Origin of the sequence: Cronobacter sp. JZ38 (assembly GCF_008932145.1) — a bacterium.
Lineage (GTDB): Bacteria > Pseudomonadota > Gammaproteobacteria > Enterobacterales > Enterobacteriaceae > Cronobacter > Cronobacter muytjensii.
The window spans coordinates 2,364,996-2,390,859 of sequence record NZ_CP017662.1; the positions used below are offsets into that span (position 1 = coordinate 2,364,996).

Sequence of the window (25,864 nt, forward strand, 5' to 3'; positions counted from 1 at the left end):
CACAATACCCGGACCCTACCCATGAAAATTAAACATCTACGCTGGTATATGATAGGCCTGGTGTCACTGGGCACGATTATCAATGCGCTGGCGCGCAGTTCGCTCAGCGTTTCGGCCCCGACATTGTTTACCGAGCTCCATATTAATGAACAACAATACGCCTGGATCTTGAGCGCCTTTCAGTTCGCCTACACGATTGCGCAGCCCCTTTGCGGCTTCTTTATCGATGTGGTGGGCTTAAAGCTCGGCTTTTTCATCATGATTATCGCCTGGTCGGTGACCAATATGGCGCATGCTGCCTGCCATTCGTGGGGCGGCCTGGCCTTTTTGCGCGGGCTGATGGGGCTGAGCGAAGCCTCAGCCATTCCGGCTGGCGTGAAGTGCAACTCAGAGTGGTTCCCGGCGAAAGAGCGCGGCATTGCGGGCGGGGTTGCGAATATCGGCACCTCCATCGGCGCGATGCTGGCGCCGCCGCTCGTGGTCTGGGCCATCATGGCGTACAACTGGGAAATGGCGTTTGTGATAACCGGCGCGCTCGGCCTGGTGTTCGCGGTCATCTGGTGGTTCGGCTATGAGTCTCCGGCGCGCCACCGCGCGCTGAGCGTACAAGAGGCGCAGTACATCGATGAAGGGCAGGAGAAACATCTGGAGGCAGACGGCAGCAAACCGTCAGTCATGCAGATCCTGCGGCAGCGTAATTTCTGGGGTATCGCGCTGCCGCGTTTTCTGGCCGACCCGGCCTGGGGCACCATTAACTTCTGGCTGCCGGTCTATCTGATGACCGTTCGACACATGCCGCTTAAAGACATCGCGCTGTTCGCCTGGCTGCCGTTTCTGGCGGCGGATTTTGGAGGCATGGCGGGTGGGTTTTTAAATAACTCTATGATGAAGCGCTGGAATATCTCGACCATCAACGCGCGGCGCATCGGGTTCAGCACCGGCGCGGTACTGATGCTGCCGCTGGCGTTTGTCGGGTTTGTCGACAGTGCCTATATGGCGGTCGGGCTGGTGTCCATCTGCGCGTTCGCGCACCAGATGTTGTCAACCCAGGTGATTACGATGGCGACCGATCTCTTTCGCCGTAATGAAACCTCCACCGTCAGCGGTTTTGCCGGCACGGCAGGCTGGACGGGCATTTTTATCTGCACGCTTATCATGGGCGGCCTGGTGAAAACCGTTGGTTACAATCCCTTCTTTATTATTCTGAGCATGATGGACATCCTCGGCGCCATTATTCTCTGGACCGTGGTAAAAGCGCACGGTCACGAAAAACTCGCCGCAAAACCCGTCACGATCTGATCCCGGCTCTGCCCCTCGGCCCTTATGCGAAAGCGTGATGAAAATCACGCTTTGCTACCATTCTAGTTAAGGTAGTTAGTAAAAGCTGTCGCAAATCATAAAGCGCGCCGCTGCGATGCGTAGGCTTCATACAAATTACTTTATTTATCAAATGAGTCATGACTATGGAAAACACGCTTCTTAAAGCCCGCGCCATTCTCCCCACGTACGACCGCGACGCGCTCACCGCCCGCATTGTTCACCTCGGCTTTGGCGCGTTTCATCGCGCGCACCAGGCGGTTTACGCCGATATTCTCGCCGCAGAACACGGCAGCGACTGGGGGTATTGCGAAATCAACCTGATCGGCGGAGAGCAGCAAATCGCCGATATCCGGCGTCAGGATAACCTCTATACCGTGGCGGAAATGTCTGCCGACGCCTGGCGCGCCCGCGTGGTCGGCGTGGTGAAAAGCGCGCTGCATGCTGAGGTGGATGGCCTGGACGCCGTGTTCGCGGCGCTCTGCCAGCCGCAGGTGGCGATTGTGTCACTCACGATCACCGAGAAAGGCTACTGCCATTCGCCCGCGACCGGCGAGCTGGTCATTGATAACCCGCTTATCGCCGCCGATCTGTCGCATCCGCAACGTCCATCCTCTGCTGTCGGAGTGATTGTCGAGGCGCTGGCGCGCCGTCAGGCCGCCGGGCTTAAAGGCTTTAGTGTGATGTCCTGCGATAACATGCCGGAAAACGGCCGCGTGGCCCGCAACGTGGTGACGGCCTACGCCCGCGCGGTGAACCCGGCGCTGGCCTCGTGGATTGAAACGCACGTGACGTTTCCTTCGACGATGGTGGACCGCATTGTGCCCGCCGTGACGCCGGAGACGCTCGATAGCATCGCCGCTATCACTGGCGTACGGGACCCCGCGGGCGTCGCCTGCGAGCCGTTCCGCCAGTGGGTAATTGAAGATAACTTCGTGGCGGGCCGCCCCGCATGGGAAAAGGCGGGGGCGCAGCTGGTGCGCGACGTGGTGCCGTTTGAAGAGATGAAACTGCGCATGCTCAACGGCAGCCATTCGTTTCTGGCGTATCTCGGCTATCTGGCGGGTTACCCACATATCAACGACTGCATGGAGGATGACCATTACCGCCGCGCGGCCCGCATGCTGATGCTCAATGAACAGGCGCCGACGCTGCGCGTGCAGGGGGTGGATCTGGCGCACTACGCAGATTTGCTGATTGAACGTTACAGCAACCCGGCGCTGCGCCACCGCACCTGGCAAATCGCGATGGATGGCAGCCAGAAGCTGCCGCAGCGCTGGCTCGATGCCATCCGCTGGCACCGGGCGCACGGCAGCCGTCACGATCTGCTGACGCTCGGCGTCGCAGGCTGGATGCGCTATGTGAGCGGAGTGGATGAGCAGGGCAAGGCGATTGAGGTTTGCGATCCGCTGCTTGACGCGATTCAACAGGCGGTGCGTATCAGCGAAGATGGCGAGGCGCGCGTACATGCGCTTCTGGGGCTGAAGGCGATTTTTGGCGATGATCTCGCGCAGCAGCCGGCGTTTGTGGCGGCAGTGACGCAAGCCTATCACCTGTTGTTATCGCACGGCGCGAAAGCCACCGTGGCGGCATATATGCAGCAAATGGCGTAACGCGGCGGTGGATGCGTGACAGGAAAAGGGATGGAGAGAAGTGGCGGGATTCTGACGGCGCAAGCGTGGGCGGCGCTTCGGGACTTACTCTGAACAGGCTGTCATGTTCATTATTTGTCGCACGTGGGGCGGGTAAGCGCAGCGAACCCGCCATTCACAACGCCTGCGTTATTAATTCATACCCAGACGAATCAACTCGATCGGCTCGAATTTACCTTCGCAGCCTTCCACTTCCACGGTACGGCCACGTCGGATCTGCTCCGGAGTCAGGCCGTCGCCGTGGATGGCTTTAATGATGCCGGTTTCGCCGGAGGTGCTGATCATTACGCGGCTGCCGGTAGTAATGGCGTTACGGTTGCGATCGTAGGTCATCATGGTGATATCTCCTCTGAATAGTTGGGAATGATCCAGACGAGGCCCATTTTAAAAATCACGACCACAAAAACGTTAATCTCGATCAAAAACGAGGCATTTGTGTGATGAATGTCACGCCGTCTGATTACTCTCCGGCAGGCGCGTTACGCACGATTTTTCCGCTTGCGATATCAACATCGATAGTCGCGACCACGGGGGCAACCTCAGGATCTGCGCCGCCGCGACACCCCTCGCGGGTATGGTCTTCGCGCACCAGCAGGCGATACACGCCGCCATCCTGCGCGTTCTCATAAAAAATGCACTGGCCACGCGGGTCGAGCAACAACGAAACGGTGCGGGTCACGCGGGCAAGCGGACTGGTGCTGATATCGTCACGCCACACATCGTGCGCGTTGGTCGCGCGAAGCGAGGCCGCGTCGAGCCAGCCTTTAATAATGCGCCCGTCTTTGCCATACCACGTCGCCTCGCGGTATCCGGCGTCCGGCAACGTACGGCTGACACTCACCGTGTCGCCGTCCACCAGAAACAGATGCGGACTGCGGCACTGCGCATCGGGGGCGGAGTAGAAGTAATGGCGACCGCTGCCCGTCACCTGATAACGGGTGCCCGCGTCAGGTAATGGCGTATTGTCAGGGGCCGGCAGCCGGGCGGCGCAGACGCCCTGTGGGGTTAATGCGTCAGGCTGCGCGCGCAGGGCGGCGGTTTCCATCCAGCCCGTCGCCACGCGCCCGGCGGCATCACGATAGCGCACCCAGGCGAAGGGGCGCGCCGCGTCATCGCGAGTGTCCGCCTCGCTGCGGGAAAGCCGAACCACCTGCACCGCGTCGCCGGGCACCAGAAACGCCGCGAGTTTGCACTCCGGCGACGGGGCGGAATAGAACCTGGCGCGGGGCGCGCCGGTCACCGTACTGATGGATGACGTGAAATCCGCAGCGGCCGTGGCGATGGCCTCTTTTTGCAGGCAGTCCGCCAGCAGCGGAGAAGAGAAAAGGGCGCAGCCCAGCAGCAGTAATGCGCGCATCGCATCCATCCTTAGCAAAGTATCGTCGCGCAGCTAGTCTTCGCTGAACCAGTCGCGGTTTTCCTGGCGGATCAGCAGCACCGATTCGCTGATTTCCTGCAAATGCAGACGCATCGTTTCATCGGCGGCCTGCGGATCGCGCCGCTCCAGCGCGTGAAAAATATCGTTATGCTGGCGCAGCAGCATTTCCGGCGGGGAGACGTGATCAAGGCTCATGTAGCGCACCCGGTCGATGGTCGCTTTAATATTCTCCACCGTGTCCCAGGCGAGCTGGCAGTCAGCCACCTGCGTCAGGCGGTAGTGAAATTCGTCGTCAAGCTGGAAGAAATCGCTCAGCTGTTTGCGGTCAATGGCGGTGCGCTGCTGGTTAAGATTTTGCTCAAGCTGATAGAGAGAGGCGTCGGTCAGCATTGTGGCCGCGCGCTGTACCACCGCCCGCTCAATGGCCTGACGCACAAAACAGCCGTTGCGCACCTGGCGCAGCGAGATTTTATTCACGAAACTGCCGCGCTGCGGGCGGATCTGAATCAGCCCGTTTTCCGCAAGCTTAATAAAAGCCTCGCGCACCGGCTGGCGCGACACGTCAAAACGCACCGACACCTCTTTTTCAGAAAGCGGGGTGCCTGGCGGGATCAGACAGTGCACGATATCGCGGCGCAGGATGCGGTAAATTTGTTGACTCACCGGCTGGGTCGGGTTGAGCGGAGTTTCAGCGGCCATTCTTCTGTCTTTATTTGCGGGTTACCGCGGCAATTTACCATTAATTGCCCACCCCGCCCAGCGGCGGCGCGGGGAACGGGCAAGGCGGGAACTACTGGCGGTGTACGCTAAGCCCGGCAAAGCTCTGGCTGACCGGCATCATCTCCAGCGTGTTGATGTTGACATGCGCAGGCAGCGAAGCTACCCACCAGACGGCCTCGGTCACATCTTCCGGCGTCAGCGCGTTCGTGTTTTCGTAAGTTTTACCGGCTTTGTCATCGTCGCCTTTAAAGCGCACGTTTGAGAACTCCGTGCCGCCCACGAGACCCGGCTCAATATCGGTCACGCGGACCGCGGTGCCATGCAGATCGGTGCGCAGGTTAAGGCTGAACTGGCGCACAAACGCTTTGGTCGCGCCGTAAACATTGCCGCCCGCGTAAGGCCAGCTGCCCGCCGTGGAGCCGATGTTAATCACGTGTCCGCGATTGCGCTCCACCATGCCCGGCAGTACGGCGCGGGTCATATACACCAGCCCTTTATTGTTGGTGTCTATCATATTTTCCCAGTCTTCGACGCTCGCTTTATGCGCAGGCTCCAGCCCCAGCGCCAGCCCGGCGTTATTGACCAGCACGTCGATGTCGCGCCACTCCAGCGGCAGACTACTCATCGCCTCTTCAATAGCCGCGCGGTTGCGCACGTCCAGTTGCAGCGTCAGCACGCTCTCGCCGAGCGCGTCTTTCAGCGCATCAAGACGCGCCTGGCGGCGGCCTGTTGCGATCACTTTATGGCCGTTTTTCACAAAACGACGGGTAATGGCCTCGCCAAAGCCTGCCGTGGCGCCGGTAACCAGAATAATCATCTCGCTGTTCCTCAAGGCTTTTTCAGAACCGTTACCTTAGCACGCGCGGCGCGAACTGTGGAATATCACTTCCTGATAGCTTGCGTCGTGAAACCATTGCTGTTTAGGACGTGGCTGCATAAGCTGTGATTTTGCCATCACGCTTTTGCGGGAGACTTTCATGCCGGTGACTACCCCTTTTTCTTCAGCGAGCGCGCTGCCATATGAAGCGCCGCCGTTCAATGCGATAACCGATCAGCACTATCGTCCCGCCTTTGATGAGGCGGTGCGCCAGAAGCGCGCCGAAGTGGAGGCTATCGCGGCCGATAGCGCGGCGCCCACCTTTGAAAATACATATCTGGCGCTGGAGCGCAGCGGCGCGATGCTCGCGCGCGTCACCAGCGTCTTTTTCGCGATGACCTCAGCGCACACCAACGATTACCTGCAAACGCTGGATGAAGAGTTTTCCACTGAGCTGGCGGCGCTGGCGGACGATATCCACTTTAACGAGACCCTGTTCGCGCGGCTCAACGCAGTATATGAACAGCGCCACACGCTCGGGCTGGATGACGAGTCGCTGCGGCTGGTGGAGGTGGTCTGGCAGCAGTTTATGCTCGCGGGCGCGACGCTTGGCGCGGAGCAAAAAGCGCAGCTCAAGGCGCTGAATCAGGAGGCGGCGCAGTTGACCAGCCAGTTTAACCAGCGCCTGCTGGCGGCGGATAAAGCGGGCGGCCTGCTCATCTCATCCCGCGAACAGCTGGCGGGCCTGAGCGAGGCGGAGATTGCCGCAGCCGCAGAAGCCGCGCGTGAAAAGGGGCAGGAAGGGCGCTGGCTTATCGCGCTTCTCAACACCACTCAGCAACCCGCGCTGCAGTCGCTCACCGATCGCGCCACGCGCGAGGCGCTCTTTAACGCGGGCTGGCATCGTACCGAAAAAGGCGACGCTAACGACACCCGCGCGCTGGTGCTGAGGCTTGCAGCGCTGCGCGCGCAGCAGGCGGCGCTCCTGGGCTTTGACGATTTCGCCTCCTGGACAATCGCCGATCAGATGGCGAAAACTCCGGACGCGGCGCTGCGCTTTATGCGCGATATTGTGCCTGCGGCGACGGCGCGCGCCGGGAGAGAGCTTGCGGATATTCAGCAGACTATCGACCGACAGAATGGCGGTTTTCAGGCCGAAGCCTGGGACTGGGCATTTTACGCCGAGCAGGTGCGGCGTGAGAAATACGCGCTCGACGAGGCACAGATCAAACCGTATTTCGAACTCAACAATGTGCTGACGCGCGGCGTTTTTTATGCCGCCAGCGCGCTATTTGGCCTCACGTTTACCGAGCGCACCGATATTCCGGTTTACCACCCGGACGTGCGCGTCTGGGAGATTTTCGATAAAGACGGCAGCGGGCTGGCGCTGTTTTACGGTGATTTCTTCGCGCGCGACAGCAAAAGCGGCGGCGCCTGGATGGGCAATTTCGTCGAACAGTCGACGCTCGCCGGTCACAAGCCGGTTATCTACAACGTGTGTAATTACCAGAAGCCCGCCGCCGGTCAACCTGCGTTAATCTCCTGGGATGACGTCATCACCCTGTTCCACGAGTTCGGCCACACACTCCACGGCCTGTTCGCGAACCAGCGTTACGCCACGCTCTCCGGCACCAACACGCCGCGCGATTTCGTCGAGTTCCCGTCGCAAATCAACGAGCACTGGGCGAGCCACCCGGAGGTTTTCGCGCATTACGCGCGTCACTATCAGACCGGCGAGCCGATGCCGGCGCAGCTTCGCGAAAAACTCTTCCGCGCGGTGCGCTTCAATAAGGGCTATGACATGACCGAACTGCTGGCCGCGGCGCTTCTCGACCAGCACTGGCACAGCCTGACGCCGTCATCGTCCCCCGACGACGTGGCGGTATTTGAGGCGACTGCGCTGGCGCAGGAGAATATTGCGCTGCGCGCCGTGCCGCCTCGCTATCGCAGCAGTTATTTCGCGCATATCTTCGGCGGCGGCTATGCGGCGGGCTACTACGCCTATCTCTGGACGCAGATGCTCGCCGATGACGGCTACCAGTGGTTTGAGGAGCAGGGCGGGCTGACGGCGCAGAACGGCGCGCGTTTTCGCGAGGCGGTGCTTTCGCGGGGCAACAGTCAGGATCTGGAAGACGTATGGCTCGACTGGCGCGGGCATGAACCACGTATCGAGCCGATGCTGAAAAACCGTGGCTTAAGCGAATAACGCCGCGTTTAAGCAGCGTTGAACCTGCGCGTGCGAAGATACGGAAATAAGCGTGATGTTGAGCGCAGGACAATAACAATCCATGCAAGCCTTACCGTCAGGTCCGCCTGGCGGTATTTTTTTTATTCCGCGTTCAGTCATCCCATTTATTACTGCAATAAGCGGCAAGAAACCCCACCAGTAACACAATTCCCGGCATACAGATCAACAGCTCCGCGGCATCCGGCATCGTAACCCCGCCTTTTCATTCACACCATCCTTTAACAAAGACCCTGATATGTGACGAAAAGACGACAGTCCGATAACGGTTTTGCGACACGCGCGTTTAGCGCGCCTCTTCGCGACGCGGCGCGTCAGGCACGTTGGCGGCGTCCGGCAATTGCGGCGGCACGGCGAACCCGGCGCCTGCGCTGAAAACGGGCTTGCCCGCAAGCTGCCACTGCTGCCAGAGCGCCAGTTGCGCGGGCGTCAGCGCGACATCGCTGTATACCAGGTAATGATCGGCGTCGAACTGCGTGAGATCCGGCAGTGGCACCGGCTGGTGCAGCACATCAATGCGAAATCCTTCGCCTGAGAAGCGAATCGCCTCCAGCCAGACGTTGAGCGAATCCTGGCTGTTCATGGCCATGATCACCAGCCCGGAGGCCGGGCGCTTGCGCAGCGCCTGCAGCGTAAAGGTGGCGTACTCAATAATCAGCGTGTCGAAACGGGAGCGGAGGGTGAGCTGCGTGCCGCTCGCGCCATGGTTCAGCCACAGACGCAGCGGCAGCACCACGTTATCCAGCAGCATCGCCGCTGGCAGCTCGCGGCCCATTTTGCGCAGCAGCGCGCGGGCTTTTTCCATGGTGGGCTTCTCCAGCGCGGCGAGCAGTTGTTCCTGCCACACCTCCCACTGGCTTGCCAGCGAGCGTTCTTCACCTTTTAGAAGGCGGGCGACTTCATTCAGGGGCAGGCCGCGGTCGAGGAATTTCATAATGGCGTGAATACGCATCAGGTGGCTGTAATCAAAAAAGCGTCTGCCGCCATCATCGCGCGCGGGCTTCAGTAATCCGGACCGTTGCCAGGCGCGTAAATTAGTCATGCTGACTCCGCACTGATCTGAGAGCATTTCGATCGTGAAATGAGACATGGCGTTTCCTTAAAGCCAGGCTGCAATAAAACAGGGGAAGGAAAAGGCCCAACAGGCGACATGAAGGGATGAGGAGAGCAGGGTTCACGCTAACACACCTCGTTCCCCCTGCGGGTAATTAATTACGCATTATTCATTAAAAATCGAGAATCGCCTCTCGCATTAGGTGAGCTGATAATGCCGGTTCGGCAAAAGCTTAGCCGGTTTTTGCGACTCGTTATTCATTTCACGCAGGTCTATTTCAATGTTATTACACAGCGCATCCAGCGGCAGATCGTTATCTTCGGTGCCGAACGGATCTTCCAGCTCTTCCGCGAGCGTATCCAGCGCAATAAAGGTGTAGGAAATAAACACCGAAACAAACGGCGTCATAAAATGCAGGTCGGTCACCAGCGCGAACGGCAGCATAATGCAAAAGCAATAGACCGTACGGTGCAGCATCAGCGAATAGGCGAAAGGCGGCGGCGTATTCGCGATGCGTTCACAGCCTGCCAGCACAGCCGCGAGCTGGTTAATATGCTGATCGAGCGTCTGGAAAAGAATATCGGATAGCCCGTTGCGCCGCGCGGCGAGCCATTCGCCCATGATGAGTAAAATCGTATTGCACGGCGAATTGCTGTTCATCACACGCGCCATTTCGTTGCGGGTTAAATAACGGTCTAACACATTATCAAGCTTTTTACGGCGCAGCGTCAGGCGCAGGCAGTGGCAGAACGCCACTTCCAGATTCACAAGATGATGCAGCTCCTGCGTGTTATCGGGCATCAGCGTGCGGGCGGTGCGCAACATCGAGCGGCAGTGAATAACCAGTTGCCCCCAAATCTGACGCGCTTCATTAAAGCGGGCGAAACAGGTGCTGTTGCGAAAGCCGAGAAAAATCGCAATCGCCACGCCGAGAATACTGAATGGCGCGGTGGTCAGTTTTATTCCGAGCGCTTCATACCACGGCAAAAAGAAAATAACCGTAATGGATAACAGGAAATTAAGGAGTAGACGCGTGGATATTTTGGCTAATACGGATCCATGCCAGACAAAGAGTCGGGCAAACCAGTGCTGTGGGGGACGAACAATCATGATACTCACAAGGGGTTAACAAAAGCGCTACACATTAAACGAGATAGCGCTTTTGTCTGCAACCAGAAAAACGTCGTGGTTTACCCCAGAGGAATAAAATTCGCTTTCTCGCGGGCCAGCCAGTCGCGGGACTTTCTTATTGAACCGCCTTTGCGGAACAGCAGGAAAACATCCTGTCCCATAATCAGCACCATGAACCGGTCTTTAAGTTTGATGGCAGGGCAGCAGTACCATTTCTGTTTCATTAATCACTCCTCAGCGGAAATTAAATCAACGAACGACACTTCGCAGATAAAGAATAGTCGCAACGACAGAAACGAAATTATTAATGCTTTCTTTTAAGAATTTTCTTATTAAGCGAAGGGGCGGGGAGAGAATTTCCTTTGGCATTCAGGAGATAAAAGTGCATTTCCTGAAATATCTGGCAGAACGCAGCGGTAAAATAGATGCCGGCGGCTAATGTAACTTGCGAAACGGGAAAGCGTGCCTATAGTTAGTTCTGCGTTCGCATTGTGAGGACGCGGTTTAAATTATCTCTGCTAATCCGAGGAGAATATTATGGCTCAACATCGTGGTGGTTCAGGTAATTTTGCTGAAAATCGTGAGCGCGCTTCTGAAGCCGGTCGTAAAGGCGGCCAGAATAGCGGCGGGAATTTTAAAAATGACCGCGAGCGTGCAGCAGAAGCAGGCCGCAAAGGCGGTAAAAGCAGCAGCCGTTCCTCTTCCTGACGGAGCGGCGGGCCGCATGCGCCCGGCATAACGTCCCTCCGGTATGGGTTAATGCTCATACCGGAGGTCGTGTCGCGCATGACATAAATACCTCTTCATCAGTTTAATTACCCTATGAAATTACAACGTGCATTAAAAATAACGTTACTCCCGCTTTTATCCGTCGCATTTATTGCCCATGCGGAAAAAGATACCCCACCGGGCGCCAGTAAATCGACCAGTACCAATTTACTCGAAACCGGCTCGGCAGTGTTGCAAAGTAATGCCCCGTTAAAAGGTTTTGATATTTATCTGGTGGGTTTCCATCCGATGAAAGAGATCCCGGAAAAACAGATGGAAGCGCACCACTATTGCCATCAGGTCAACGAAGATTTCGCCCAGTGCGTTTTATTTGACGGGAATTCTAAAGACGCCAATATGAACGGCGTAGAATATATTATCTCTGAAAAACTTTTTAACCAGTTGCCGCCGCAGGAAAAGCAGTACTGGCATCCGCATAATGGTGAAATCCTTAGCGGCCAGTTAATCGCGCCCGGTATTCCGGCACCGGTTGAGCATCGTCTGATGCAGGGCAAGATGAACAGCTACGGTAAAACCTGGCACGTCTGGCATACCGGCGGGCCGGGCGAGAAGGGCGACGCGCTGCCGCTCGGCCCGCCAATGCTTGCCTGGTCGTTCAGTCGCGATGGCGAGGCGAAACCGGAGCTTGTCAGCGAGCGCGATAAAAAACTTGGTGTTAATACAGATGAGATCCGCCGCTCGCGCGCAGATTTAGAGACATTCGCGAAGCCGCAAAGTGGCGTGGATGCCCTCAACGGCCAGTTCAAACGTGAAACCACACCCATCCCGGGCGTCGTGGACAGCAACGCCGCCGCCGGGAAAAAATAAATACGCATTGTGCCTTTCTTTTCCCCACTCCGGTGGGGATTCTTTTAGATGAATTTTTTTCAACACCCATGAAATTTCCTCGTTTGCCTGAAAGCCTGCCAGATGTCATTCTTCGGACATATAGCCATCCAGACGGCCAAATATTCAAATTTTGAACTATCACCTGACGCAATCATCGCGTCAGGCCACGAGGAGAACACCATGCAGCGTCAACACGCCCCGTTTCGCGCCGATATCGTCGGCAGCTTTTTACGTCCCGATGCCATTAAGCACGCCCGCCAGCAGTTTGCGGCAGGGGAGATAGACGCCGCGCGCCTGCGCAAAGTTGAAGACGAGGCCATTCGCCACGCCGTTGAACAGCAGTGCGCCTGCGGCCTGCATGTGGTCACGGATGGCGAATTCCGTCGCGCCTGGTGGCACATGGATTTCTTCGCCGCGCTGCAAGGCGTGGAGCTGGTGGAAGTGAATCAGGGCATCCAGTTCAACGGCATTCAGACCAAAGCGCAGAGCGTGCGTGTGACCGGTAAAGTGGCGTTTGGCGACCATCCGATGCTGGAAGATTTCCGCTTCCTGAAAAGCGTCAGCGGCAACGCCGAACCGAAAATGACCATCCCGAGCCCAAGCGTGCTGCATTTCCGTGGCGGTGCTGCGGCGATCGACCGTAACGTTTATCCGGATCTGAATGCGTATTTCGACGATCTCGCTACCACCTGGCGTGACGCAATACGTGCGTTCTACGACGCGGGCTGCCGCTATCTGCAGCTTGACGATACCGTATGGGCGTACCTGTGCTCTGACGAACAGCGCCGCCAGATCCGCGAGCGCGGCGACTGTCCGGACGAGCTGGCGCGCATCTATGCCCGCGTGCTGAACCAGGCGCTGGAAGGCAAGCCGGAAGATTTAACCATCGGGCTGCATGTCTGCCGCGGTAATTTCCGCTCCAGCTGGATTGCGGAAGGCGGCTATGAGCCGGTGGCGGAAGTGTTGTTCGGCACCGTGAACATTGATGCGTTTTTCCTGGAATATGACAACGACCGCTCCGGTGATTTCGCGCCGCTGCGCTTTATCCGTCCGGGTAAACAGCAGGTGGTGCTGGGTCTTATCACCACGAAAAACGGCGAACTGGAGAACCCGGAATTAATCAAGGCGCGTCTGGCCGAGGCCGCGAAATATGTCGATATCAACCAGATCTGCTTAAGTCCGCAGTGCGGGTTCGCCTCGACCGAAGAAGGCAACAGCATCAGCCCGGACGAGCAGTGGCAGAAAGTGCGCCTCGTAACCAGCGTCGCCAGCGAGGTGTGGTAACAGAAGCGAAGGCGCCGGGTTATCGGTTTTTTACGAGGGGGGGAGCGTAGCGCACGCCCCCTTTTTTATGGGCGGGGGACGGGGCGGCTTTTCTCCCTCCCGGCTCGGGTTTTGGGACAACAAAAATATGTCGGGGTAGTGAAATGGCGAACGGAACGATGTCATCGCCGTTGCATATTTCCCTTCAACCCGGCTGCGAAAACCGTTCGGCGGGTGCGCTGCGCTTACCCGCCCAATTTTACCTTGTCTTCCTGTCCAGGATGGGTAAGCGCAGCGCACCCACCCGCCGTGATATCCCATTTATAAAAAGATGCATCGCAAAACCTTATTCCCCGCGCTGCTCATCATCACTTTTCTTTATTTCTCCCTTCATTGCACATTTATGTCGCACCGCTGCACCATCACGTATCCCTTTTTTATTAAAATACGCAGCGCTACATAACCAATCCCGTCACTAACGCCTTTTTAAATAATTAAATTCATGATTTTAAAGGTTTTAATAAAACTGGCATTCCCTTTGCTAAATACCTTCCATCTTGTATACCAGATGGGATGCCAGTTATGTCACAGAGTTCACCGCTGTTTACGCCGCTGACGCTTGCTGAGTGGCGCAGGGAATATCAGGACTGCCCGCAGCGCATTCGCGAAATATATTCCGCTGCCTTTAATGATGCCGACAATAACGATCCGGCGTGGATAACGCGGGCCAGCGCGACGCATCTTGAAGAACAAATTGCGCTGCTGCTGGCCGCGCTGAAGGAGGGAAAAACCCTGGCGGATTTTCCGCTCTTCGGGGTGCCGTTCGCGGTGAAAGACAATATCGATGTCGCGGGACTGCCCACCACGGCGGCGTGTCCGGCGTTTGCGTATACCCCGCAGGACGATGCCGCGGTGGTTGCGAAGCTTAAAGCCGCCGGGGCCATTGTGCTTGGCAAAACCAACCTCGATCAGTTCGCCACCGGGCTTGTCGGCACCCGTTCGCCCTTTGGCGCGGTACCCAACACGTTTAACCCGGCTTATGTCAGCGGCGGCTCCAGCTCCGGCTCCGCCTCGACGGTCGCGCGGGGCCTGGTCGCCTTTGCGCTCGGCACCGACACCGCAGGCTCCGGCCGCGTGCCCGCCGGGTTCAACAATATTGTCGGCCTGAAACCCACCAAAGGCTGGCTCTCAAACCGCGGCGTGGTGCCCGCCTGTCGGCTTAACGACTGCGTCTCGGTCTTCGCGCTGAGCGCCGCCGATGCCTTTCAGGTTGCGAGTATCGCAGGCGGTTATGACGCAGACGACGCGTATTCGCGCCATAACCCGCGCACTGCGCCCGCGCGTCTGCCCGCGAAACCCCGTCTGGCGGTGCCTGATGTGCTCGAATTTTACGGTGACCCGCACAGCGAAGCGGCCTTTCGCCAGAGCCTCGCCCGGCTTGAAGCGCTGGGCGCGACGCTGGTGCCGGTCGATTTCACGCCGTTTCGCCAGCTTGCGGAGCAGCTCTATCAGGGGGCCTGGGTGGCGGAGCGCACCGTCGCGGTGGGCGAGATGCTCAACCAGCCGCCGGAGGTGATGGACCCGACGGTGCGCGGCATCGTCGAAGGGGGGCTTAAGTACAGCGCCTGCGACGCCTGGCAGGCGGAATACACCCGTGCGGAACTCGCGCGGCGCATCGCCCTGGCGCTGGATGAGGTCGATGCGCTGGTCGTCCCGACGTCGCCTACCATTCACACCCTTGAAGAAATGAAAGCTGAGCCGGTGCGCTACAACTCGCATTTCGGCTACTACACCAACTTCACCAATCTGGCCGATCTCTGCGCGCTGGCGCTGCCTGGCGATTTCCGCGCCGATGGTCTGCCTGCGGGCATTACGCTTATCGCGCCCGCCTGGTATGACGCCGCGCTGGCGCATTTCGGCGCGCTCTGGCAGCAGGCGACGCCGCTGCCCCTCGGCGCCACCCATAAAGCGCTGCCCGCCGCCTTGTCGCCGCCGTCCTCCCCGCACCATGTGCGCCTCGCCGTGGTCGGCGCGCATCTGCGCGGCATGCCGCTCAACCACCAGCTCACCACGCGTGATGCCGTGTTTATTGAACAAACCGCCACGGCGGCGGATTACCGCCTTTATGCGCTCGCCAACACCACGCCGCCGAAGCCCGGCCTCGCGCGTGCTGCTACCGGTCAGCCCATCGCGGTGGAGTTGTGGGACATTCCGCTCGCGCGCTTTGGCGAATTTGTCGCGGAGATCCCATCACCGCTCGGCATCGGTACGCTGACGCTCGCCGATGGTCGCGCCGTAAAAGGCTTTATCTGCGAGCCGCAGGCGCTTGAGAGCGCCACCGACATCACCGAATGGGGCGGCTGGAAAGCCTGGCTTGCCCGTCACCAGCGCGCCTGAGGAGACCCGACCATGTTCAGCAAAGTGCTTATCGCCAACCGTGGCGAAATCGCCTGCCGCGCCATCCGTACCCTGAAGAAAATGGGCATTGTCAGCGTCGCGGTCTATTCCGATCCGGACAGTAACGCACAACACGTGCACGACGCCGATATCGCCATCGCGCTCGGCGGCGACACGGCGCGCGACACCTATCTCAACGTCGATAAAATCCTGGCGGCCGCGAAAGCGAGCGGGGCAGAGGCCATTTTCCCCGGCTACGGGTTTTTATCGGAGCGCGCGGAGTTCGCGGCGGCGTGCGAGGCCGCGAATCTCGTGTTTATCGGGCCGACCGCGCAGCAGATTAGCGATTTTGGGCTTAAACACCGCGCCCGTGCGCTTGCCGCCAGCGCGGGCGTGCCGATGACGCCTGGCACCGGGCTACTGCATTCCCCTGACGAAGCGCTACAGGCGGCGCGCGAAATCGGCTACCCGGTGATGCTGAAAACCACCGCTGGCGGCGGCGGTATCGGGCTTATGCGCTGCGGGGACGAGGCGGCGCTCAGGGACGCCTGGGAGAGCGTGAAACGTCAGGGTCAGCAGTTCTTCAGCGACGACGGCGTGTTTATTGAGAAATTCGTCAGCCGCGCCCGCCATCTCGAAGTGCAAATCATGGGCGACGGGCAGGGGCGCGTGGCGGCGCTCGGCGAGCGCGACTGCTCGCTGCAACGCCGCAACCAGAAAGTGGTGGAAGAGACGCCAGCGCCGGGGCTGCCGCAGGCGACGCGCGACGCCCTGCACGCCGCTGCGGTGGCGCTGGGCGAATCGGTTAACTACCGCAGCGCAGGCACCGTGGAGTTTATTTATGATGCCGACAGCGACCACTTCTGGTTTCTGGAAGTCAACACCCGTTTGCAGGTGGAGCATCCGGTGACTGAAGCCGTGACCGGGCTCGATCTTATCGAATGCATGATCCTGGTCGCCGCAGGTGAGCCGCTGGACTGGCCGCGGCTGGCGCAGGCGCCGCAGGGCGCGGCCATTGAGGTGCGTCTGTATGCTGAAGATCCGCTGAAAAATTTCCAGCCGTCGCCGGGACAACTCACCGACGTCGCATTCCCCGCGAACGTGCGGGTGGATGGCTGGGTCAGCACCGGCGCGGAAGTGAGCGCGTTTTACGATCCGATGATCGCCAAAATCATCGTTCACGCCGACGACCGCCCGCAGGCGCTGGCGAAACTACGGAAGGCGCTGGACGCGACGCGCCTGCACGGCATCGCCACTAACCTTGACTATCTGCGCCAGATTATCCGGCTGGAGGCATTCGAAGAGGCGACCATGTGGACGCGCCTGCTGGATGAAGTGAAATACCAGGCGCACGCCATTGAAGTGCTGGAACCAGGCACCTGGAGCAGCGTGCAGGATTATCCGGGACGTCTGGGCTACTGGGATATCGGCGTGCCGCCCTCCGGGCCGATGGACGACTACGCCTTCCGGCTGGCAAACCGCATTGTTGGCAACGCGCCTGAAGCAGCCGGGCTGGAGTTTACGCTCCAGGGGCCGACGCTGCGCTTTCACAGCGAGGCGATTTTCGCGCTAACCGGCGCGGACTGCGACGCGACGCTCGACGGCGAGCCCGTCGCCTGCTGGCAGCCGCTAACCGCCCGCGCCGGACAGACGCTGAGGATTGGCCGCGCGCGCACTGGCTGCCGCGGCTATCTGGCGGTGCGTAACGGCATCGACGTGCCGTGCTATCTCGGCAGCCGCTCCACCTTCGCGCTCGGGCAGTTCGGCGGCCATGCCGGACGCACGCTGCGCCCCGGCGACGTGCTGGCTGTCTCCCGCCCGGCGCTCGCCGCGTGCACCACGCCTGCGCCCATCGCGCCGCCCCAGACGCCGGAGCCGGGGCTGATCCCGGGCTATGGCGACGTGTGGGATATCGGCGTGCTTTACGGGCCGCACGGCGCGCCCGATTTCTTTACGCCCGCCTCGATGGATACCTTCTTCGCCGCCGAGTGGCAGGTGCATTACAACTCCAACCGGCTCGGCGTGCGCCTGGTCGGCCCGAAACCGGAATGGAGCCGCGACGATGGCGGCGAAGCGGGCCTGCATCCGTCTAACGTGCATGACTGCGAATACGCCATCGGGGCGATCAACTTCACCGGCGATTTCCCGGTGATCCTCACGCGCGACGGCCCGAGCCTTGGCGGTTTTGTCTGCCCGGTCACCATTGCCCGCGCGGAGCTTTGGAAAGTAGGCCAGGTGAAGCCCGGCGATCGCATCCGCTTTCACCCGATAAGCATTGAACACGCGCAGTCGCTGGAGCTGGCGCAGGAGGTGGCGTGCAACCATCTGCGCGCGGTCAGCGCGCGCCCGCACGAGACGCCCTCAATGCTGCCGGGCAGCACGTCGAGTGCGGCGATCCTCGCCGAAGTGCCCGCGCAAAACGGGCTGCCTGCGGTGGTATGGCGACAGGCGGGCGACAGCTACATTCTCATCGAGTATGGCGACAACGTGATGGATCTGGCCTTGCGCCTGCGGGTGCATCTGCTGATGAAAGCGATCCGCGCAAGCGGCGTCGATGGCGTGGAAGAACTTTCGCCCGGCGTGCGTTCTCTACAGGTGCGCTATGACAGCCAGCGTCTGGGGCAGCGCCCGCTGTTAACGCTGCTGATGAGCCTTGAGAAGCAGCTCGGTGATGTGGAATCGCTGAAAATCCCGTCGCGCATCGTCTGGCTGCCGATGGCCTTTGAAGACAGCGCGACGCTCGGCGCCGTCGAGCGTTACCAGCAGACCGTGCGCAAAGAAGCGCCGTGGCTGCCGAACAATGTCGATTTTATCTGCCGGGCCAATGGCCTTTCGCACCGCGACGAGGTGAAAAACATCGTCTTTGACGCCAGCTATCTGATCCTGGGGCTGGGTGACGTCTATCTCGGCGCGCCGTGCGCGGTGCCGGTGGATCCTCGCCACCGCCTGCTGAGCTCGAAATATAACCCGGCGCGCACCTGGACTGCCGAAGGCACCGTCGGTATTGGCGGCATGTATATGTGCATTTACGGCATGGATTCGCCAGGCGGCTATCAGCTGGTAGGGCGCACGCTGCCCATCTGGAACAAATTCCTCAAAAACCCGCAGTTCGGCGACGAGCCGTGGCTGCTGAAATTCTTCGACCAGGTGCGGTTTTACCCGGTGAGCGAAGCCGAGCTGAATGATTTCCGCGACGCCTTCCGCGAGGGCCGCGCGCCGGTGCGCATCGAAGAAACCGAGTTCGATTTCGCCGCCTACCGGGCGTTTTTAGACGCCAACGCGGCGGATATCGCCGCGTTTCGCGAGCGTCAACAGGCGGCTTTCAGCGCCGAAGTGGCCCACTGGCAGACGCAGACCAATGAGAGCGACGCGCTTACGGTAGAGCCCGAAGAAGAGACGGACACCGCAGGCCAACTGGTGAGCGCCGATCTCAATGGCAACGTCTGGAAAATCCTGGTCGAGCCGGGCCAGCGGGTGAAGCGGGGCGAGCCGCTGATCGTGGTCGAGGCGATGAAAATGGAGCTGATGGTCCATGCGCCGGTCGACGGTGTGGTGTCAAAAATTCGCTGTCAGCAAGGGCGGCCCGTGGCCCCCGGCGATGCCCTGTTGTGGCTGGGCTGACCTGGCTTACTGGTCAGATTGCGCCGGGCTGCGCTCATCTGGGGCACGTAGGGCGTGTACGTTCCCCTCGCGGCGTGCAGTCCGCGCTCAATCTGACGTCGCCGCCGACGGCCAGTGCGCCTCGTTAACTGTAGGGCGGGTAAGCGTTAGCGCACCCGCCGGACGGCACACAAAAGGAGAGGATATGCCATTAACGGCCAGACAACGCGCGGCGCAGCCGGAGGCGCAGGGCGAGCGCATCTACCGGCTGCTTAAACAGGAGATTTTCGATTTCCTCCTGCTGCCTGGCGATCGCTTTAGCGAAAACGACATCGCGGCGCGGATGGGGGCGAGCCGCACGCCGGTGCGTCAGGCGCTGCACCGGCTCGAACAGGAGGGCTATCTGGATGTTCAGCCGCGCAGCGGCTGGCAGGTGAGGCCGATTGATTTCGACAATCTTGAGGCGCTCTACGATCTGCGCGTCGTGCTGGAGACCGAGGCGGTGACGCGGCTCTGCGCGCTCCCGACGCACGTTACGCCGCTGCCGCTGCTTCAGTTGCGCGAGTTCTGGATAGAGTCGCCGCCGCTTTCCGAAGGCTGCGACGTCGCCCCCTTTGACGAGGCGTTCCATATGACGCTCGTGGGCGCGGTAGGTAACCCGGAAATGGCGCGTGTGCATCGCGAGATCACTGAAAAAATTCGCATCGTGCGCCGGATGGATTTCACCCAGGCGGCGCGTATCAGCGCCACGTACGCCGAGCACGGTCAGATCCTGCTCGCGGTTCTTGAACGTAACGCACAGGAGGCCCGAACCAAACTGCACGACCACATTGCTCAAAGCCAGAAAGAGGTTCGCAAGATAACGCTTCACGCCCTGCATCAGGCGCGGCGGAAGACGCGAGATTAACCATACACACAGCCCTTACTACCAGGAGTGAAGTTTATGCATCGTCGTACCTTGTTAAAAGCGTTCGCCCTTTCCGCCTCGGTCATCAGCATGGGGTTCGCCTTCAGCGCCCAGGCCGCCGACACCATAAAAGTCGGCATCATGCACTCGCTCTCCGGCACGATGGCGATTTCCGAAACGCCGCTCAAAGACGTGGCGCTGATGACCATCGACGAGATAAACGCCAAAGGCGGCGTGCTCGGCAAAAAGCTCGAACCGGTGGTGGTGGACCCGGCCTCCAACTGGCCGCTGTTCGCTGAGAAAGCCCGTCAGCTGTTGAGCCAGGATAAGGTGGCGGCGGTGTTCGGCTGCTGGACGTCGGTCTCGCGCAAGTCGGTGCTGCCGGTGTTTGAGGAGCTCAACGGCCTGCTGTTCTATCCGGTGCAGTATGAAGGCGAAGAGATGTCGCCGAACGTTTTCTATACCGGCGCCGCGCCGAACCAGCAGGCGATCCCGGCGGTGGAGTACCTGATGAGCGAAGACGGCGGCAGCGCGAAGCGCTTCTTCCTGCTCGGCACCGATTATGTCTACCCGCGTACCACCAACAAGATTTTGCGCGCCTTCCTGCACTCAAAAGGCGTTCAGGATAAAGACATCGAAGAGGTCTTCACGCCGTTTGGCTACAGCGATTACCAGACCATCGTCGCGAATATCAAAAAATTCTCCGCTGGCGGTAAAACGGCGGTGGTCTCCACTATCAACGGTGATTCCAACGTGCCGTTCTATAAAGAGCTGGCCAACCAGAGCCTGAAGGCGACCGACGTGCCGGTGGTGGCGTTCTCGGTGGGTGAAGAAGAGCTGCGCGGTATCGACGCCAAACCGCTGGTGGGTAATCTCGCGGCGTGGAACTACTTTGAGTCGGTGGATAACCCGCAGAACCAGAAATTTGTTGCTGATTACCGCGCTTACGCCAAAGCCCACAAGCTTCCGAACGCCGACACGGTGGTGACCAACGACCCGATGGAGGCAACGTATGTGGGCATCCATATGTGGGCGCAGGCGGTAGAGAAGGCAGGCACGACGGATGTGGACAAAGTGCGCGAGGCGATGGCGGGGCAATCCTTTAACGCGCCTTCCGGCTTTACGCTGACGATGGATAAAACCAATCACCATCTGCACAAGCCGGTGATGATTGGCGAGATTGAAGGCAACGGGCAGTTCAACGTGGTGTGGCAGACCGAAGTGCCGGTCCGCGCGCAGCCGTGGAGCCCGTATATCGCCGGCAACGACAAGAAAGCTGACGCGCCGGTGAAAACCGCCAGCAATTAAGGGCGGTGACGGGGCACATGGGGTGCCGGATGAGGTGGCGTGGATTGACGCGGCGGGGGCGCTTCGCTTACCCGCCCTGCATCTACAAAACGTGTTGTTGCAGGGGGTAAGCCTGCGCACCGCCATCAACGTTATCCATCGACTGACCTTCGGGCCCCTGACGCCATAACGGTTTCACAGGAGATAACCATGACATTATTTCGCTGGCTGATGGTCGCCGCCTTGCTGCTGCCGTGGGTTGCCCGCGCCGCCGATGCCGATGATTTCGCAGCGAGCAGCCGCAGCCAGCAGGCCGCGCTGCTGCAAACCTGGGCGACCAGCCCGGACGCCGCGCGTCTGCCGCTGCTGGTATCGCTCAACCAGGAAAACCTGGTGGTGGATAGCGAAAAACACCCGTTCGCGCAGCGCGCCGACGGCCTGACGCCGCTTGGCCGCGCCGCGACGCCTGCGGGTGCGCTTAAACCCCTGAGGCTTACCAACCGCCTGCGCAATCTCGCGGCTGCGGCGCTGGCGACGCATCGCCTGGTAAGTGACAACGTCACGGAAAGGCTTGAGGCCGCCCGCGCATTACAGCGCGACGCCGACCCGCAGATGGCGCCTTTACTGACGCAGCGCCTGGCGACGGAGAAAGAAAACGGCGTGCGCGAGGCGCTGACGACGGCGCTCGCGAGCCTCCAGCTCACCAGCCCCGACGCCGCGGTGCGCTTAAACGCCGTCACGCTGCTTGGCGAATCGGGCGACCCGCAGACCCGCGCGCGGTTGCAGCCTTATACGCAGGCGGCGACTGAGCCGGACGCCCGCGTGCGTGAGGCCGCCACGGCCAGCGTGCGGGCGATAGAGCGCCGCCTGATGGCGGGCGACCTGCTCGGTCAGGCGTTTATGGGGCTGTCGCTTGGATCGATCCTGCTGCTCGCCGCACTCGGCCTCGCTATCACTTATGGGCTGCTTGGCGTCATTAACATGGCCCACGGCGAAATGCTCATGCTCGGCGCTTACGCCACCTGGTGCGTGCAAAACGCGCTGGCCACCTTTGCGCCGCAGTGGCTGGCGTTCTATCCGCTGCTGGCGCTGCCCGTGGCGTTTCTGGTGACGGCCTGCGCCGGCATGGCGCTTGAGCGCACTATCATCCGCCATCTCTACGGGCGACCGCTTGAGACGCTGCTCGCCACCTGGGGCATCAGCCTGATGATTATTCAGCTGGTGCGTATGGCGTTTGGCGCGCAGAACGTTGAGGTGGCGAACCCCGCGTGGCTCTCCGGCGGCGTCCAGGTGCTGCCGAACCTGATCCTGCCGTGGAACCGCCTGGTGGTGATGGGCTTTGTGCTGCTGGTGCTGTTCTTCACCTGGCTTGTGCTGAACAAAACGCGCCTTGGGATGAACGTGCGGGCGGTAACGCAAAACCGCGCGATGGCGGCCTGCTGCGGCGTGCCGACCGGGCGCGTCGATATGCTCGCCTTCGGGCTCGGCTCCGGCATCGCGGGCCTTGGCGGCGTTGCGCTGTCGCAGCTCGGCAATGTCGGGCCGGAACTCGGCCAGGGCTATATCATTGACTCCTTTTTAGTGGTGGTGCTGGGCGGCGTGGGCCAGCTGGCGGGCAGCGTCGCGGCGGCGTTCGGTCTTGGCATCTTCAATAAAATTCTTGAGCCGCAGGTGGGCGCCGTGCTCGGTAAAATCGCCATCCTGGTGATGGTCATCCTGTTTATCCAGAAACGCCCGCAGGGGCTGTTCGCACTCAAAGGGAGGGCCGTGGAATGACGCAGCCAGTCACCTTAACGCTCGTTCAGAAAGCGCCGCGCCTGAGCCTTATCGCGGGCGGTCTCGCGCTGGCGGCGCTGTTCGCGCTGCCGTTTCTGACGCTGTTGCCGGCAAGCCATCCGCTGGCGGTCTCCACCTGGACGCTGACGCTGATGGGTAAAATTCTCTGCTATGCGATTGTCGCCGTGGCGCTCGATCTGGTCTGGGGTTACGCCGGGCTGCTGTCGCTCGGTCACGGGATTTTCTTCGCGCTTGGCGGCTACGCGATGGGCATGTACCTGATGCGCCAGGCCGCGGGCGACGGCCTGCCCGCGTTTATGTCGTTTCTCTCCTGGAGCGAGCTGCCCTGGTACTGGTGGGGCACGTCGAATTTCCTCTGGGCGCTGCTGCTGGTGGTGCTGGTGCCGGGGCTGCTGGCGCTGGTCTTCGGCTTTTTCGCCTTCCGCTCAAAAATCAAAGGCGTCTATTTCTCCATCATTACTCAGGCGCTGACGTTTGCAGGCATGCTGCTCTTTTTCCGCAATGAAACCGGCTTTGGCGGTAATAACGGCTTCACCGGTTTCACCACGCTGCTCGGCTTTTCACTGACCCACACCGGCACACGCATTGCGCTGTTTATCGCGACGCTGGCTCTGCTGCTGGGTTGTCTCGGCGTCGGGTTCTGGCTTGCGCGCAGCAAGTTTGGCCGGGTGCTGACGGCGGTGCGCGACGCCGAGAGCCGCCTGATGTATTGCGGCTACGATCCGCGCGGCTTCAAGCTGCTGGTCTGGACGCTGTCGGCGGTGATGTGCGGGCTGGCGGGCGCGCTCTACGTGCCGCAGGTCGGCATTATCAACCCCGGCGAAATGTCGCCCACTAACTCCATCGAAGCGGCTATCTGGGTGGCGCTCGGCGGGCGCGGCACGCTGGTAGGCCCGGTGTTCGGCGCGCTGCTGGTAAACGGCGCGAAAAGCCTCTTCACCGTGGTGATGCCGGAGTACTGGCAGCTTTTCCTCGGGCTTATTTTTATTGTTATCACCCTGTTTCTGCCGCGCGGCGTGGCGGGACTTCTGCGCAGAGGAGAGAAATAATGCACGCCATTGATACCCTCCATACCCGGCAGTATGAGACCGACCGTTTTCGCGCGCAGACTGACCCGGTGTTGCAGCTTGAAAACATTAATGTCAGTTTCGACGGGTTTAAGGCGCTCACCGATCTGACGCTCTCCATCGGCGTTGGCGAGCTGCGCTGCATTATCGGCCCCAACGGCGCAGGGAAAACCACGCTGATGGATGTGATTACCGGGAAAACCCGGCCCCAGAGCGGGCGGGTTATCTACGATCAGGAAACCGACCTGACGCGGCTCACGCCGGTGGACATTGCGCGGCGCGGCATCGGGCGCAAATTCCAGAAGCCAACCGTCTTTGAGGCTTTGACGGTCGCGGAGAATCTGGAACTCGCGCAAAAGGGCGACAAAACGGTGCGCGGTACGTTGCGTGCGCGGCTTAGCGGCGAACAGCGGGATCGCATTGATGAAATGCTCATGACGCTGCGCCTGGCAGGCGAGCGTCGCCGCCCGGCTGGCGCGCTCTCCCACGGGCAAAAGCAGTTTCTGGAGACAGGCATGTTGCTGATGCAGGAGCCGCATCTGCTGCTGCTCGACGAGCCAGCGGCGGGGATGACCGACGCCGAAACGGAATACTCCGCCGAGCTGTTTCGCGCGCTCGCCGGGAAGCATTCGCTGATGGTGGTGGAGCACGACATGGGCTTTGTGGAAACCATCGCCGATAAAGTGACGGTGCTGCATCAGGGCCAGGTGCTGGCAGAGGGGTCGCTTGCCGAGGTGCAGGCGAACGAGCAGGTGATTGAAGTCTATCTTGGGCGTTAAGGAGCCGGCATGTTAGAAGTCAGCGAACTGAATCAATATTACGGCGGCAGCCATATTCTGCGCGGCGTGTCGCTTGCGGCGCGCGCAGGCGAAGTCACCTGTCTGCTAGGACGCAACGGGGTGGGAAAAAGCACGCTGCTGAAATGCCTGATGGGGCTGATTCCGGCGCGCTCAGGCGAGGTCACCTGGCAGGGCAACGTCATCACCCGCCATAAGCCGCACCAGCGTGTCGGGGCGGGGATCGCGTATGTGCCGCAGGGGCGTGAGATTTTCCCGCGCCTGACCGTTGAGGAAAATCTGCTGATGGGGCTGTCACGCTTTCACGGCGCGCAGGCGAAGCGGGTGCCGGAGGAGATCTACACGCTGTTTCCGGTACTGAAAGCGATGCGCCAGCGGCGCGGCGGCGATCTCTCCGGCGGTCAGCAACAACAGCTTGCCATCGGACGCGCGCTGGCGAGCCGTCCGCAACTGCTGATCCTCGACGAGCCGACCGAAGGCATTCAGCCGTCTGTTATCAAAGAAATTGGCGCGGTGATCCGCGAGCTGGCGGCGCGCGGCGATATGGCCATTCTGCTGGTGGAGCAGTTCTACGACTTCGCCGCCGGGCTTGCGGACAACTATCTGGTGATGTCGCGCGGGACGATTATCCAGCGCGGTCGCGGCGCGGACATGGAGGCCGAGGGCGTAAGAGGGCTGGTGGCGATTTAGCGCGGGGAGCAGGGCTGGCGGGATGCTGGTGGAGAGCGCCAGAGCGTGGCGGTGGTGATAGCGTTATTACCGACTTTAACACCAAAAGAAAATGCCCCTCAGAGGGGCATTTTTACATAGGTTGACCG

22 protein-coding genes are annotated in these 25,864 nt (G+C 60.3%); 14 read left to right on the forward strand and 8 right to left on the reverse strand.

Annotation, left to right across the window (positions count from 1 at the left end; genetic code table 11):
• The first annotated feature begins 21 nt into the window (after positions 1-21).
• On the forward strand, positions 22-1,299 hold the full coding sequence (locus BJP61_RS11250) for an MFS transporter (protein WP_161579661.1): 1,278 nt from the start codon (positions 22-24) through the stop codon (positions 1,297-1,299).
• A gap of 164 nt (positions 1,300-1,463) precedes the next feature.
• Positions 1,464-2,930 carry a fructuronate reductase gene (locus BJP61_RS11255; RefSeq protein WP_038862889.1) on the forward strand — a complete coding sequence of 489 codons (1,467 nt, stop codon included), beginning with the start codon at positions 1,464-1,466 and terminating at the stop codon, positions 2,928-2,930.
• A gap of 171 nt (positions 2,931-3,101) precedes the next feature.
• Here the strand turns inward: BJP61_RS11255 and ydfZ are convergent, their stop codons facing one another.
• From ydfZ to ydfG, 4 genes are all read right to left on the reverse strand, one after another.
• Positions 3,102-3,305 carry a putative selenium delivery protein YdfZ gene (gene ydfZ, locus BJP61_RS11260; RefSeq protein WP_038862890.1) on the reverse strand — a complete coding sequence of 68 codons (204 nt, stop codon included), beginning with the start codon at positions 3,303-3,305 and terminating at the stop codon, positions 3,102-3,104.
• A gap of 124 nt (positions 3,306-3,429) precedes the next feature.
• Positions 3,430-4,326, reverse strand: a complete 897-nt coding sequence (locus tag BJP61_RS11265; protein ID WP_171998346.1) for a hypothetical protein — start codon at positions 4,324-4,326, stop codon at positions 3,430-3,432.
• Between the two features lie 33 nt (positions 4,327-4,359).
• Positions 4,360-5,046, reverse strand: a complete 687-nt coding sequence (locus tag BJP61_RS11270; protein WP_038862895.1) for a GntR family transcriptional regulator — start codon at positions 5,044-5,046, stop codon at positions 4,360-4,362.
• Positions 5,047-5,137: 91 nt separating this feature from the next.
• Positions 5,138-5,884 (reverse strand): bifunctional NADP-dependent 3-hydroxy acid dehydrogenase/3-hydroxypropionate dehydrogenase YdfG, encoded by a 747-nt coding sequence (ydfG, locus tag BJP61_RS11275; protein WP_038862897.1) that lies wholly within the window; start codon positions 5,882-5,884, stop codon positions 5,138-5,140.
• A gap of 160 nt (positions 5,885-6,044) precedes the next feature.
• On the opposite strand from ydfG, the gene dcp reads away from it, so the two are divergent.
• Positions 6,045-8,090 carry a peptidyl-dipeptidase Dcp gene (gene dcp / locus BJP61_RS11280; protein WP_171998347.1) on the forward strand — a complete coding sequence of 682 codons (2,046 nt, stop codon included), beginning with the start codon at positions 6,045-6,047 and terminating at the stop codon, positions 8,088-8,090.
• Positions 8,091-8,223: 133 nt separating this feature from the next.
• On the opposite strand, the gene mgtS is transcribed toward dcp, so the two are convergent.
• From mgtS to BJP61_RS11295, 4 genes are all read right to left on the reverse strand, one after another.
• On the reverse strand, positions 8,224-8,319 hold the full coding sequence (gene mgtS, locus BJP61_RS21720) for a protein MgtS (RefSeq protein ID WP_255485096.1): 96 nt from the start codon (positions 8,317-8,319) through the stop codon (positions 8,224-8,226).
• A 96-nt stretch (positions 8,320-8,415) separates the two neighbouring features.
• Complete coding sequence (locus BJP61_RS11285) at positions 8,416-9,219, reverse strand: MerR family transcriptional regulator (protein WP_171998348.1); 804 nt, start codon at positions 9,217-9,219, stop codon at positions 8,416-8,418.
• Between the two features lie 162 nt (positions 9,220-9,381).
• Positions 9,382-10,293 (reverse strand): bestrophin family ion channel, encoded by a 912-nt coding sequence (locus BJP61_RS11290; protein WP_038862903.1) that lies wholly within the window; start codon positions 10,291-10,293, stop codon positions 9,382-9,384.
• 80 nt (positions 10,294-10,373) lie between these two features.
• Positions 10,374-10,538: a hypothetical protein gene (locus BJP61_RS11295; RefSeq protein WP_007726200.1), complete on the reverse strand. Its 165-nt coding sequence runs from the start codon at positions 10,536-10,538 to the stop codon at positions 10,374-10,376.
• 313 nt (positions 10,539-10,851) lie between these two features.
• Here BJP61_RS11295 and BJP61_RS11300 point away from each other — a divergent pair, with 313 nt between their 5' ends.
• The 11 genes from BJP61_RS11300 to urtE all read left to right on the forward strand — a co-directional run bounded on the left by BJP61_RS11300 (position 10,852) and on the right by urtE (position 25,736).
• Complete coding sequence (locus tag BJP61_RS11300) at positions 10,852-11,022, forward strand: general stress protein (protein WP_038862904.1); 171 nt, start codon at positions 10,852-10,854, stop codon at positions 11,020-11,022.
• A 114-nt stretch (positions 11,023-11,136) separates the two neighbouring features.
• Positions 11,137-11,910, forward strand: a complete 774-nt coding sequence (locus tag BJP61_RS11305; protein WP_171998349.1) for an OBAP family protein — start codon at positions 11,137-11,139, stop codon at positions 11,908-11,910.
• A gap of 201 nt (positions 11,911-12,111) precedes the next feature.
• On the forward strand, positions 12,112-13,215 hold the full coding sequence (locus BJP61_RS11310) for a cobalamin-independent methionine synthase II family protein (RefSeq protein WP_038862906.1): 1,104 nt from the start codon (positions 12,112-12,114) through the stop codon (positions 13,213-13,215).
• 561 nt (positions 13,216-13,776) lie between these two features.
• Positions 13,777-15,591, forward strand: coding sequence for an allophanate hydrolase (gene atzF / locus BJP61_RS11315; protein WP_171998350.1), 1,815 nt, complete (start codon positions 13,777-13,779; stop codon positions 15,589-15,591).
• 12 nt (positions 15,592-15,603) lie between these two features.
• Positions 15,604-19,212, forward strand: a complete 3,609-nt coding sequence (gene uca / locus BJP61_RS11320; protein WP_171998351.1) for an urea carboxylase — start codon at positions 15,604-15,606, stop codon at positions 19,210-19,212.
• 184 nt (positions 19,213-19,396) lie between these two features.
• Positions 19,397-20,098: a GntR family transcriptional regulator gene (locus BJP61_RS11325; RefSeq protein WP_171998352.1), complete on the forward strand. Its 702-nt coding sequence runs from the start codon at positions 19,397-19,399 to the stop codon at positions 20,096-20,098.
• A 36-nt stretch (positions 20,099-20,134) separates the two neighbouring features.
• A complete protein-coding gene (gene urtA, locus BJP61_RS11330; protein ID WP_171998353.1) occupies positions 20,135-21,406 on the forward strand; it encodes an urea ABC transporter substrate-binding protein in 1,272 nt (423 codons plus the stop codon).
• Positions 21,407-21,595: 189 nt separating this feature from the next.
• Positions 21,596-23,161: an urea ABC transporter permease subunit UrtB gene (gene urtB, locus BJP61_RS11335; protein WP_171998354.1), complete on the forward strand. Its 1,566-nt coding sequence runs from the start codon at positions 21,596-21,598 to the stop codon at positions 23,159-23,161.
• Positions 23,158-24,231, forward strand: a complete 1,074-nt coding sequence (urtC, locus tag BJP61_RS11340; RefSeq protein ID WP_161579650.1) for an urea ABC transporter permease subunit UrtC — start codon at positions 23,158-23,160, stop codon at positions 24,229-24,231. The genes urtB and urtC overlap by 4 nt, the downstream gene beginning before the upstream one ends.
• Positions 24,231-25,028 carry an urea ABC transporter ATP-binding protein UrtD gene (gene urtD, locus BJP61_RS11345; RefSeq protein WP_038862915.1) on the forward strand — a complete coding sequence of 266 codons (798 nt, stop codon included), beginning with the start codon at positions 24,231-24,233 and terminating at the stop codon, positions 25,026-25,028. The genes urtC and urtD overlap by 1 nt, the downstream gene beginning before the upstream one ends.
• A gap of 9 nt (positions 25,029-25,037) precedes the next feature.
• Positions 25,038-25,736, forward strand: coding sequence for an urea ABC transporter ATP-binding subunit UrtE (gene urtE, locus BJP61_RS11350; RefSeq protein ID WP_075193144.1), 699 nt, complete (start codon positions 25,038-25,040; stop codon positions 25,734-25,736).
• Positions 25,737-25,864 lie beyond the last annotated feature (128 nt).